The sequence below is a fragment of the Mesorhizobium sp. M4A.F.Ca.ET.022.05.2.1 genome (assembly GCF_003998845.1).
GTDB lineage: Bacteria > Pseudomonadota > Alphaproteobacteria > Rhizobiales > Rhizobiaceae > Mesorhizobium.
Map to the genome: position 1 here is coordinate 1 of NZ_RZOJ01000167.1, position 11,721 is coordinate 11,721.

At 64.1% G+C, this 11,721-nt stretch carries 10 protein-coding genes; 7 read left to right on the top strand and 3 right to left on the bottom strand.

Annotation, left to right across the window (positions count from 1 at the left end):
- The 3 genes from EN745_RS18720 to EN745_RS18730 form a co-directional block, all read left to right on the top strand.
- Positions 1–406, top strand: a 406-nt coding sequence (locus EN745_RS18720; RefSeq protein WP_127421966.1) for a VWA domain-containing protein, incomplete at its 5' end; no start/stop codon positions are given.
- Between the two features lie 4 nt (positions 407–410).
- Positions 411–1,028 (top strand): 5-bromo-4-chloroindolyl phosphate hydrolysis family protein, encoded by a 618-nt coding sequence (locus tag EN745_RS18725; RefSeq protein ID WP_127421967.1) that lies wholly within the window; start codon positions 411–413, stop codon positions 1,026–1,028.
- Positions 1,028–2,134 (top strand): substrate-binding domain-containing protein, encoded by a 1,107-nt coding sequence (locus EN745_RS18730; RefSeq protein WP_126054969.1) that lies wholly within the window; start codon positions 1,028–1,030, stop codon positions 2,132–2,134. The genes EN745_RS18725 and EN745_RS18730 overlap by 1 nt, the downstream gene beginning before the upstream one ends.
- Positions 2,135–2,138: 4 nt before the next feature.
- On the opposite strand, the gene sthA is transcribed toward EN745_RS18730, so the two are convergent.
- A complete protein-coding gene (gene sthA / locus EN745_RS18735; RefSeq protein WP_126054970.1) occupies positions 2,139–3,527 on the bottom strand; it encodes a Si-specific NAD(P)(+) transhydrogenase in 1,389 nt (462 codons plus the stop codon).
- A gap of 188 nt (positions 3,528–3,715) precedes the next feature.
- On the opposite strand from sthA, the gene EN745_RS18740 reads away from it, so the two are divergent.
- The 3 genes from EN745_RS18740 (at position 3,716) to EN745_RS18750 (ending at position 6,176) form a co-directional block, all read left to right on the top strand.
- Positions 3,716–4,186, top strand: coding sequence for an RDD family protein (locus EN745_RS18740; RefSeq protein WP_127421968.1), 471 nt, complete (start codon positions 3,716–3,718; stop codon positions 4,184–4,186).
- A gap of 139 nt (positions 4,187–4,325) precedes the next feature.
- A complete protein-coding gene (locus EN745_RS18745) occupies positions 4,326–5,090 on the top strand; it encodes an arginyltransferase (protein ID WP_126054972.1) in 765 nt (254 codons plus the stop codon).
- A 189-nt stretch (positions 5,091–5,279) separates the two neighbouring features.
- A complete protein-coding gene (locus EN745_RS18750; protein ID WP_127421969.1) occupies positions 5,280–6,176 on the top strand; it encodes an EamA family transporter in 897 nt (298 codons plus the stop codon).
- On the opposite strand, the gene EN745_RS18755 is transcribed toward EN745_RS18750, so the two are convergent.
- Positions 6,164–7,369, bottom strand: coding sequence for an AI-2E family transporter (locus EN745_RS18755; protein ID WP_126054974.1), 1,206 nt, complete (start codon positions 7,367–7,369; stop codon positions 6,164–6,166). The two genes, EN745_RS18750 and EN745_RS18755, sit on opposite strands and share 13 nt — an antisense overlap.
- Positions 7,370–7,658: 289 nt before the next feature.
- Positions 7,659–9,911 carry a DNA topoisomerase IV subunit A gene (gene parC, locus EN745_RS18765; RefSeq protein ID WP_127421970.1) on the bottom strand — a complete coding sequence of 751 codons (2,253 nt, stop codon included), beginning with the start codon at positions 9,909–9,911 and terminating at the stop codon, positions 7,659–7,661.
- A gap of 392 nt (positions 9,912–10,303) precedes the next feature.
- On the opposite strand from parC, the gene EN745_RS18770 reads away from it, so the two are divergent.
- On the top strand, positions 10,304–11,494 hold the full coding sequence (locus EN745_RS18770) for a hypothetical protein (protein ID WP_127421971.1): 1,191 nt from the start codon (positions 10,304–10,306) through the stop codon (positions 11,492–11,494).
- Positions 11,495–11,721: the final 227 nt, after the last annotated feature.

Here is an 11,721-nt window from a genome sequence, read left to right on the forward strand (position 1 = left end):
ATTCGTGCTGCCTTTCGACAGCGTGGTGCGCGACACATTCGAGGCGGGCGGCGACACGGCCGGCCAGAGCCAGTTGCTGTCTGATGTGGCCGTGCAACGGGCCGGCGGCGGCACCGACATGTATGCCTGTGCGCAGCAGGCCCTGCAGAGGATCACCGCCACGCCGAACCTGTCGAAGTATCTGCCGGCCATCGTCATCATGACCGACGGCCGCACTGATGGCAGTCCCGACATGTTCCTTGCGCAGTGGCGCCAAGTGCCGGTGCGCGTGCCGGTGTTCGGCATCACCTTCGGCGATGCCGACAAGAGCCAGCTCGACAGTCTCGCCAAGGCAACCTCGGCGCGAGTCTTCGATGGCAGCGGCGATCTGGCCAGCGCCTTCCGCGCCGCCCGCGGGTATAACTGAGCCGATGCGCTGGCTGTTCGGGAACGACTGGAACTGGATCGCGGCGGGCGCGGTTTCGGCCGCGCTGCTGCTCGGCCTGAGCATCCTCACCCACTTCCCGTTCCTGGTCTCGCTGGTGATTGCCGCGCTTGTCTTTGCCGGGCTGGTCTTCGTTCTGGCGCCGCGCCAGCTGTTCGAAGGCCTGGATCTCGGCTCGATCGGCGGCGGCCAGGTGGCGTTCGCGCGCGAGCTTCTGGCGCAGGCGCAGCCGGCTGCCGACAAGCTGGCGGCAGCCGCGAGTTCGATTGCCGACAAGGACATGAAAGCGAAGGTGAAGAACCTTTCCGACATCGCCGCCGATGTCATTTCCAGGGTCGAGGCGAAGCCCGCGAGCGCGCCATCCGTGCGCCGCTTCCTCACCTACTATGTGCCGCAAGCGGCGGAAGTGGCGGAAGGCTATGCGACGCTAGCGAACCGGCGCGCACCGAGCCAGGTGAGGCTGTCCAAGGTCGGCGCCGTCATCACCAAGCTGCAGGATGCTTTCGTGCACTATGCCGACAGCCTGGCCGACAGCGAGCTCGGCACGCTCGACGTGGACCTGCGACTCATTCAGGAGTCGCTGAAAGAGGACATTGGTCGCTGATGGCCATTTCACGCCGCGCTTTCGGATTGGGACTGCTGGGTGCCGCCGCTGCCGGCACCGGCGGCTATCTGACGCTGAAGGACCGCCCCGAGTTCCGCGGTTATCTCGGCAACCGCGCGCATCTGTTCGGCTTCATCGGCGGCGAGAAGCAGGCCTTCCTCGCCGATCCCGATGTCGTCAGGGCGCTCGGCGGCTATGGGCTGGAGCTCGACGCGCGCGTCGCCGGCTCGGTCGAGATGGTGCGCGAAACGGCGCTGCTGTCTCAGAAGCCGCAATTCCTGTGGCCGTCCTCCTCGATCATGGTCGACCTCGCCCGCAAGAGCGGCGTGGCCATCCGCAACGACCAGGTCGTGCTAAACTCGCCGATCGTGATCTACACCTGGGGGCCGGTGGTCGAAGGCCTGAAGAAAAGCGGGCTGGTGAGCGTTGCCGCCAAGGGCGGCTACAACCAGCTCGACCTGAAGGCGCTGCTCGACGCCATCCTCGCCGGCAAGACATGGTCGGACCTCGGCATCAACGAACTCTACGGCCGGGCACGCATCGTCTCGACTGACCCCAATCGCTCGAACTCCGGCTTCATGTTCGCCGGCCTCGTGCTCAGCCTGATGAGCGGCGACGTGGCAACGCAGGAACTGCTTGCCGAGCATGGCGAGCAGGCGAAGGCGATCTTCCGCAGCATGGGACTCAAATCGTCCTCATCGGGCAAGCTGTTCGATCAGTACATCGCCGGCGGCCTCGGCGCCGAGCCGATGGTGGTAGGCTATGAGAACCAGCTGGTGGAATGGGCGCTCGCAGATCCGGCGCGCTGGCAGCGCGTGCAGGCAGGCACCGGCGCCAAGCCGGAAATCCTCTACCCGCGCCCAACCGTCTATTCGGCGCATCCGCTGATCGTCATCGATCCGGCGGTCGACGCGCTGCTCGATGCGCTGAGCAGCCCGAAGCTGCAGGAACTCGCCTGGTCGAAGCACGGTTTCCGCGGGCCGCTCGGAACCGTTGCCGGCGACGCCGACGCAATTGCCGGCGTGCGGCCGGCCGAGATCGAAGCAGTGCTGCCGATGCCTTCGGCCGATGTGATGCTGTCGCTGCTTGCCCAGCTGGAAGGCTGAGCGCCTATCCCTGCCCCATGCGGTTCCAGGCATCGAGCCCGGCGATCTTGTAGGCCTCGGCCAGGGTCGGGTAGTTGAAGGTATTGTTGACGAAGAAGTCGACTGTGCCGCCGAGATTTATCACCGCCTGGCCGATATGGATCAGTTCGGTGGCGCCCTCGCCGACGATATGGGCGCCGAGCAGCCGGCGCGTCTCGACCGAGAACAACAGCTTCAGGAAGCCTGAGTTCACGCCCATGATGTGGCCGCGCGAGGTTTCGCGGAAGCGCGCCACCCCGACCTCGTAGGCGGCGCCGCTCTCGCGCACCTGCTCCTCCGACTGGCCGACCGTGGAGATCTCGGGCACGGCGTAGATGCCATACGGAAAGGTTTCCGGCGGCGGCGGCAGGGTGACGCCGAAAGCATGACAGGCGGCCACCCTGCCCTGCTCCATGGAAGTCGAGGCAAGGCTCGGGAAGCCGATGACGTCGCCGGTGGCATAGATGTTGGGCACGCTGGTCTGGAACGTGTTCGCGTCGACCTTGATGCGGCCCCTGGAGTCGGACTCGATGCCGACCACGTCGAGGCCGAGGCTGCCGAGATTGCCGCTGCGGCCGGCGGCATAAAGCACGATCTCGGAGCGGATGGTGCGGCCATCGGCAAGGGTGACCTCGGCGTAATCGGGCTTGGAGGTGATCTCCTTGACCGTGCTGCCGAGGCGGATCGTCATGCCGCGATCGCGCATCTGGTGGATGAAGTCGTCGACGATCTCGCGGTCGACGAAATCGAGGATGGTGTTGCGCGGCTCGACCAGCGTCACCGGCACGTCGAGGGCCGAAAAGATGGTCGCGTACTCGACGCCGATGACGCCGGCGCCGATCACGGTCAGCGTGCGCGGCAGCCGGTTGAGTTCCAGCATCTCGTCGCTGTCGAAGACGCGGGTCTTGTCGAACGGTACGTCGCGCGGCCGGTGCGGTCTGGTGCCGACGGCGATCAGCGCATTGGCGAAACCGACCTCGCTGTAATCGCCATTGTCGCTCGTCAGGCTGACCTTGTTGGGGCCGAGGAATTTCGCTGTGGAACGCGCGCTTTTGACGCCGTTGCGCATGAACTGGTGCTGCAGCACCTCGACCTCGTGGTCGAGCGTCTTGTGCAGCCGCTCGATGAGGTCGGTGACCGAGATGTCCTGCTTGACCCGGTAGCCGCGACCGTAGAAGCCACGCTCGCGCCAGCCTGAAAGGTTGAGCACCGTCTCGCGCAGAGTCTTCGACGGGATGGTGCCGGTGTGCACCGAGACGCCGCCGAGGCGACGCCCCCTGTCGACCACCAGCACCGACTTGCCAAGCTTGGCCGACTGCACCGCGGCGCGGCGTCCCGAAGGCCCGCTGCCGATGACCAGCATGTCATAGTCCATATTGCCCCATCCCCTCGGCGTCTTGCTGCGCCGCAGCAAGCTAACGCCATCCGAGCCGTGAATTCAACCGCTTCAGCGACCTCCGCACGTCGCAACCCGACCGACGATCTTGATTCCGCCATCGGCTTTCACCATTTCAATGGCGGATCGCCCGCACCCTATCGCGGGCCCGGTTACGAGGAAATGACATGAACGCGCGTGTACTTGACGGCGAAATCATCACCAGCAGGCTCGACGACGTGCGCGCCTATGACGGCGTGCGCACGCGGCGCGTCCTGGCTTGCATGATCGACTACCTGGTCATCGGGCTGCTCACCATCCCGTTCGCGATCCTGGTGTTCGTCTTCGGACTGCTGACGCTCGGCCTTGGCTGGATGCTGTTTTCGGTGCTCGTGCCGGCGGTCGCCGTCCTCTACATCTGGAACACGCTGGGCAGCGTCGACCAGGCCACCACCGGCATGAAGCTGATGGGCATCCGGCTCGACCGCCTCGACGGCAGCCGCATAGATGGGCTGACCGCCGTCGTGCATTCGGTGCTGTTCTGGGCCGGCAACGTCATTCTGACGCCGCTGGTGCTCTTGATGACGCTGTTTTCGGACCGCAAGCGCACGCTGCACGACCTGCTGCTTGGCACAGTGGTCAGCCGCACCGATCACTAACGCCGCTCTCCGAAGGCCGGCGCGAGCGCTTATCCGCAAATATGAAGGACTTCGGTTGGCCGCCGCCTCATAATCCTGTTGAATTTTTCGCCAACCGGGCCAAAGGTAAGGCGATTCGCAGGAGCGTTTCCTAGACTCGATGACGCAGCATCCGACCCAGTCGCCGCAGTTCTTCCTGACCGCGCCGTCGCCGTGCCCGTATCTGGAGGGCCAGTTCGAGCGCAAGGTGTTTACCCACCTTGTCGGCGACAAGGCGCCCGAGATGAACGACCTGTTGACGCAAGGTGGCTTCCGGCGCTCGCAGAACATCGCTTACCGGCCCGCCTGCGAAACCTGCCGCGCCTGCGTGTCGGTGCGCATCCTGGCGCAGGAGTTCACCGCCAGCCGCAACATGAAGCGGGTGATCCAGCACAATGCCGACCTCGTCGGCGCCATGCACGACGCGCAGCCTTCGACCGAGCAATACTCGCTGTTCCGCGCCTATCTCGACGCCCGCCACCGCCGCGGCGGCATGTCGGACATGACGGTGCTCGACTACGCCATGATGGTCGAGGATACCCATGTCGACACCAAGATCATCGAATACAGGCGGCGCGGCCCCGACACCTTCATCACCGGCAAGGGCCAGGGCGAGCTGATCGCGGTGGCGCTGACCGACAAGATGGCCGACGGTCTGTCGATGGTCTATTCCTACTTCAATCCGGACTTCGAGGACCGCTCGCTCGGCACCTTCATGATCCTCGACCATATCGCCCGAGCGAGAGCCATGGGCCTGCCCCATGTCTATCTCGGCTACTGGGTCAACGGCTCACGCAAGATGAGCTATAAAATGCGTTTCATGCCGCAGGAGCATCTCGGCCCGAAAGGCTGGGAACGCTACGACCACGAAGCGGTCACGCGCTGACTAACCCTTTCCAAGCCCGACCTAGAAGCAATTCCAGGAAAAGTGTGTAGCGGTTTTCCGTCCGGAATTGCGTAATCACTGCAAACTGTTTCAAGCAGCGGGATGCTGGTCTTGCCGTCGAACGGCGAGAGAATGCGCTATCGCGCGGCCGGCCGTCCGCCTGCAAATTCCATTGCGAGAATTGCCGACATGTCCTCACACCACGACCACCAGAAAGGTCTCCTGCTTGCCGCCATTGGCGGCCTGACGCTGACCGTCGACATCCCGCTGATCAGGCTCGCCCATGGCGAGGCATGGACGATCCTGTTGCTGCGCACCGGCACAACTTTCCTTGCCGGGATTCTCATCTGGACGGTCTGGCGCTCGCTGAGCGACCGGGCGCCGCAACTCGTTCCCGGCCGGGCGGGGCTTGCGGTGGCGACGCTTTACGGGCTCGGCTCGATCGCCTTCATCACTGCCGTCTACAACACCTCGACCGCCGACCTCGTCTTCATCCTCGCCTTCACCACCATGTTCTCGGCGTTGCTGTCCTGGCTGTTCCTGAAAGAACGGCCACGGCCGCTGACGCTGGTGGCGCTGGCGGTGATGATCCTCGGCGTCGCCATCATCGTCGGCGACTCCATCGGCAGCGGATATCTGTTCGGCGACGTCATGGCCCTGTGCTCCGCGGCCTGCGTCGCCTGCGCGATCACCATCTCACGCGCCAGCGGCAAGGACATGGGCTTCACCTCGCTTATCGGCGTGGTGCTGCCCTTCACCGTCGCCGCCTTCATGGTCTGGAAGACCGGCTTTCAGGTGGATGCGCCGTGGTGGATCATCTTCAACGGCGCCGTGATCATGCCGGTCTCCTTCTTCTGCCTCGCCAACGGGCCGAAATACATCACAGGGCCGGAAGTGGCGATGTTCTACCTGTTGGAAACGGTGCTGGCGCCGGTCTGGGTCTGGATGATCTTCGCCGAGACCCCGTCGCGCAACAGCCTGATCGGGGGCGCGATCCTGATCGTGACGCTTGTCGGCCATTCGCTGTGGCAGTTGCATGAGGGGCGCAAGCGCCGCGCCACGCTGGCGGTCAGTCACCCGGTCTGAAGCTTCTTCTTTTCGGCGGCGATCTCGATCTGCGGCGGGCCGTCCTTGGTCTCCGCAAGCGCCGTGGCGGCGGAATCGTCCATCAGCTCGACCTCGCGCAGCCACTCGCGCCAGATCGCGACCAGGAGCGCCATCAGCACGGGGCCGATGAACAGGCCGAGGAAGCCCATTGTCTTGACCCCGCCGATCAGGCCGAAAAAGGTCGGCAGGAAAGGCAATTTGATCGGCCCGCCAACCAGCTTGGGGCGCAGCGTCTTGTCGACGATGAAGAGCTCGACCGCGCCCCAGGTGAACAGCGCCAGCCCCGCCATCAGCGAGCCGCTGGCGGCAAGGTAGATCGACACCAGGGTGAAGGAGAGCGGTGCACCGCCGGGGATCAGCGCCATGATGCCGGTCAATGCGCCAAGCGTCACCGGCGACGGCACGCCGGCCAGCCAGTAGGCGACGCCGAGCACCACTCCTTCGCCGATGGCGATGATGGTCATGCCGGTGACGGTGGACGAGATCGTCGCCGGTACCACGCGCGAGATCCGCTCCCAGCGGGTCGGCAGGATGCGCTCGCCGAGGCGGTCGACCTGCGCGGCGAAATGTTCGCCATCGCGATAGGCGAAGAACAGCGCGATCATCATGAACAGCAGCGTCAAAAGCAGGCCGAAGGCGCTGCCGCCGGCGGCGAGCGCGCCGCGATAGATGCTGCCGATATTGGCGCCGCTGACCAATTGGATCAGCTCGCCGATGCCGCCGGGATGGCCGAGATTGGTCGTCCATTGCTCGTTCAGCCATTCACCGATAATGGGCATGGTGGCGATCCATTGCGGCGTCACCGCGCCGTGGCGGTTGGTCTCGATCGCCCAGCCGACCCATTCGCGCAGCTCGTTGATGGCATAGGTGCCGGCAAGCGCGATCGGCACCACCAGGAAGGTGAGGATGAAGAGGATGGCGAAGGTTGCGGCAATCGTGCGGTTGCCGCCGACGGCGGTGAGCAGGCGCCGGTAGAGCGGCCAGCTGGCGAAAGCGATGACCAGCGCCGCCAGCACCGGGAACAGGAAACCGTGGAAGAAATAGACGCCGGCGGCGACGATCAGCACCAGCAGCCAGCGCGCCGCCGACAGCGGCGGGATGACGGCGGCCCTGAGCGGCGTCGACAGGCCGAACAGCCGCTGCCCCGGTTTCTGGATCTCAGCCTGCTTCAAACGTGCATTTCTCCCCTGCCCGGGTTGCTTATGCACCATCATAGTGCAGCAATCGTGACGATAGTCCAAATGATTGGGCGGAGGCTTTTCCTTCTCCCCTTGTGGGAGATGGTGGATCGGCGCGCAGCGCCGAGACGGATGAGGGGTGCTGGAAGAAACGCGACGTCAAGAGATTCAAGGATTTGAAGCGCTTACATTCGAGAGGCAGCGATCCTTCCAACACCCCCTCATCCGGCCGAGCTTCGCTCGTCCACCTTCTCCCACAAGGGGAGAAGGTTGGGCGCTTCCGCTACCCGAACTTCCCCGTCCTCGGGAAACCCTTCGGCACCATGCGGCCGGCGGCGGCGCGGGCGCCGATCCATTCGGCCAGTTCCTCGCGCGAGCGGGTGAAGGTGCGGTCGGCCGAATCCTGCCACGACAGGCCTGTCTCCAGCGTGAACGGCTTGATGTCCAGGACGCCGCCATCCTTGTATTTCTGTAAGCGCACGCCCTTGCCGCGCGCCATCTCCGGGATCTCGGCAAGCGGGAACACCAGCATCTTGCGGTTCTCGCCGACGATGGCGAGGTGGTCGCCTGAGAGCGGAATGCAGCGCTTGGCCTCGTCGGGCGCCTTGACGTTCATCACCTGCTTGCCCTTGCGGGTGTTGGCGACGACCTCATCCTCCGGAACGATGAAGCCGTTGGCGTCGTAGGAAACCAGAAGCAGCTTGCGCTTCGGATCGTGGACGAATGCGGTGACGATGTCCTGGTCGTTCTCCATGTCGACGATGATGCGGATCGGCTCGCCATGGCCGCGCCCGCCCGGCAGCCGGTCGGCGCCGATGGTGTAGAACTTGCCGCCGGTGGTGAAGACCAGGATCTTGTCGGTGGTCTGGGCGTGGAAGGCTAGCTTGAGGCTGTCGCCTTCCTTGAAGGTGAACTGCGAATGGTCGGTCAGATGACCCTTCATCGCCCGCAGCCATCCCTTCTCGGAGACGACGACGGTGACCGGCTCGCGCTCGATCATGGCGTGCGCGATGTCGGTCAGGTCGTGCTCGGGCGCGTCGGCGAACTGGGTGCGGCGCCTGCCGAGCTCGGTCTCGGGCCCGAACTTGTCGCGGATGCTGGTGACTTCCCACGTGATCGTCGCCCACTGCTTGGCGTTGGACGCCAGCAGCGCCTCGATCTGCTTCTTCTCGGCGGTGAGCCCGTCGAACTCCTTGCGGATCTCGATCTCTTCCAGCTTGCGCAAGGCGCGCAGGCGCATGTTGAGGATGGCTTCGGCCTGGGTGTCGGTGAGCGACCAGCGGGCCATCATCACCTGCTTGGGCTCATCCTCCTCGCGGATGATCCTGATCACCTCGTCTATGTTGAGGTAGGCGATCAGGTAGCCGGCGAGAATCTCGAGGCGCTTCTCGATCTCGCCGAGGCGGTGCTTCGAGCGGCGAATGAGCACGTCGCGGCGGTGCTCCAGCCACTCCTTGAGCACGCCCTTCAGCGACAGCACGTTCGGCACCTTGCCGCGCGACAGCACGTTCATGTTGAGCGGGAAGCGGCTTTCGAGCTCGGTCAGCTTGAACAGCGATTCCATCAGAATGCCGGGATCGACGCTGCGGCTCTTCGGCACCAGCACGATGCGGATATCCTCGGCGCTCTCGTCGCGGATGTCTTCGAGCAGCGGCAATTTGCGCGCCATCAGAAGCTCGGCGATCTTCTCGATCAGCCTGGCCTTCTGGACACCATAGGGGATCTCGGTGACGACGATGCTCCAGGTGCCCCTGCCCTGGTCCTCCTGGCCCCATTTCGCCCTGACGCGGAAGCCGCCGCGGCCGGTTTCATAGGCTTCGAGGATCGATGCGCGGCTATCGACGATGATGCCGCCGGTCGGGAAATCCGGGCCCTGGACGAAGTCCATCAGCGCGGTCACCGGCGCGTCGGGATTCTCGATCAGATGCAACGCCGCGTCGCAGAGCTCGGCGGCATTGTGCGGCGGGATCGAGGTCGCCATGCCGACTGCAATGCCGGACGAGCCATTGGCGAGCAGGTTGGGGAAGGCGCCGGGCAGCACGACCGGCTCCTCGTCCTCCTCATTGTAGGTCGGGCGGTAGTCGACGGCATCCTCGGTGATGCCGGCGAGCAGCTCCGTCGCCACATCGGTCATGCGCGCTTCGGTATAGCGCATGGCGGCGGCGTTATCGCCGTCGATATTGCCGAAATTACCCTGCCCGTCGACGAGCGGGTAGCGCATCGAGAAATCCTGCGCCAGCCTCACCAGCGCGTCATAGATCGACTGGTCGCCATGCGGATGAAACTTGCCCATCACCTCGCCGACGATACGCGCGCATTTGGCGAAGCCCTGGTCGGGGTTGAGTCTCAGCAGCCGCATGGCATGCATGATGCGGCGATGGACGGGCTTCAGCCCGTCGCGCACATCCGGCAATGCCCGGTGCATGATGGTCGACAGCGCATAGGCGAGATAGCGCTCCTCGAGCGCCTTCTTCAGATCGACCGGTTCGATATGGTCACCGCCGCCATCCGAAGGCGGCAAAAGCCTTTTTCCCATGGGTTTGCACTAGCCGAGCGGGTGATTCGCGGCAAGCGCCGGCTGGCCTAATCCGCGCCTCTCAAGCCCACGGGTGTGACGGATTTCACGGAATTGGCGACGCTCGCGGGCCAATTTGCGGCCCAACTGCAACATCGATTGCCCGCATCACGGCGCCAGCCAACATCAACCTGTTACACGCCCTGTCTATGGCAGGGCGATGCCGCATGGAAACCCGATCTTCATGACAAATTCACCGCTTCAAGCGATGAGGTCGGCCCGCCATTTGCCTTTCACCGTGATTTTCGACCATTGTGCCGGGAGACGCCTTTTTCCCGTCCAGTTCGTCGCGGAATGGTGATGGCGCATAGGATCAGGAAGCAATTTCAGGACAACTCTCAGGGGACTTCGTGATGACATTCCAACGCTCAACTCTCAAGAAACTGGCTTTCTCGACCTTCCTGCTGACGCTGCCGCTCAATGCCGCCTTCGCGCAGGACACCGCCGTCGCCGATCGCCTCAAGGCGGCGCTTGCCGCCCAGGGCGTCGACATCTCCTGGACCGGGGTGAGCGGTGACGAGTCCAACATGGTGCTGCAGGGCGTGGCCGTGAAGCCGGCCGGCGAGAAGGAGCCGCTGACCATCGGCGACGTCAAGCTCGAAGGCGTGAGTGAAGCCGATGGCGGCTATGACATCGAAACCGTCTCGACCGCGGCCCTCGAGCACAGCAAGGACGGCGTCACGCTGTCGCTCAGTCCGTTCGTGATCCATGACATGACGGTGCCGGCCGAAGGCGCCACTGGCCCGCTCGGCTCGCTGATGATGTACAAGTCGGCCGAGCTCTCCAACATGACAGTCAAGGTTGCCGACAAGACCGCCTTCTCGATGGACGGACTTGCCATCGAGGTCACCCCGCCGGAGGACGGCAAGGCGATGGAATTTTCCGGCACGACGGAAAAGTTCAATGCCGACCTGACCCTGGTCGAAGACCCCAAGTCCAAGGAGGCCATCGAAGCGCTCGGATACCAGAACATTTCGGGCAATATCGACATCGCCGGCACGTGGCAGCCGGCGGACGGCAAGATGGAGCTGTCGAAATACGACATTGCGGTCGACAATGCCGGCAAGCTCGGCATGACCTTCGGCCTCGGCGGCTATACGCTCGACTTCATCAAGTCGCTGCAGGAGATGCAGAAGAAGATGGCCGCGCAGCCCGAAGGCGCCGACAATTCGGCGCAGGGCATGGCCATGCTCGGCCTGTTGCAGCAGCTTTCGTTCAACAGCGCCTCGATCCGCTTCGACGACGATTCGCTGACCAACAAGGTGCTGGACTATGTTGGAAAGCAGCAGGGCATGTCGGGCAAGGACATCGCCAATCAGGCCAAGGCGATCGTGCCGTTCGGCATGGCCCAGCTCAACAATCCTGAGCTGACGGCCGAGGTAACGGCTGCGGTCGGCAAATATCTCGACGATCCGAAGAGTCTGGAGATTTCGGCCGAGCCGCCGGCTGCGGTGCCGTTCGCGCTGATCATGGCCGGAGCGATGTCGAACCCGCTCGACCTGCCGAAGACGCTTGGCGTCAAGGTCAAGGCGAACGAGGACTGATCGGACTAGCTGCCTTCTCCCCGTGATACGGGGAGAAGGTGCCGGCAGGCGGATGAGGGGCAGCGCCGACGCCTGCAAATATGAAATTCAGTTTCTGACCCGATTGCCTGTCAGAAGGCTTCAGCTGCTACGACCGCTCGCAGATCACCGACGTCCGCGCTGCCCCTCATTGTCCTGCCGGACATTTCTCCCCGTATAGAGACGGGGAGAAAGAGCAGTTGCAACGC

Excerpts from the sequence above, each read along its gene's own strand:
- EN745_RS18750 (WP_127421969.1), top strand. The coding sequence starts at position 5,280 with ATGTCCTCACACCACGACCACCAGAAAGGTCTCCTGCTTGCCGCCATT.
- EN745_RS18745 (WP_126054972.1), top strand. The coding sequence starts at position 4,326 with ATGACGCAGCATCCGACCCAGTCGCCGCAGTTCTTCCTGACCGCGCCG.
- EN745_RS18740 (WP_127421968.1), top strand. The coding sequence starts at position 3,716 with ATGAACGCGCGTGTACTTGACGGCGAAATCATCACCAGCAGGCTCGAC.
- sthA (WP_126054970.1), bottom strand. The coding sequence starts at position 3,527 with ATGGACTATGACATGCTGGTCATCGGCAGCGGGCCTTCGGGACGCCGC.
- EN745_RS18770 (WP_127421971.1), top strand. The coding sequence starts at position 10,304 with ATGACATTCCAACGCTCAACTCTCAAGAAACTGGCTTTCTCGACCTTC.
- parC (WP_127421970.1), bottom strand. The coding sequence starts at position 9,911 with ATGGGAAAAAGGCTTTTGCCGCCTTCGGATGGCGGCGGTGACCATATC.
- EN745_RS18725 (WP_127421967.1), top strand. The coding sequence starts at position 411 with ATGCGCTGGCTGTTCGGGAACGACTGGAACTGGATCGCGGCGGGCGCG.
- EN745_RS18730 (WP_126054969.1), top strand. The coding sequence starts at position 1,028 with ATGGCCATTTCACGCCGCGCTTTCGGATTGGGACTGCTGGGTGCCGCC.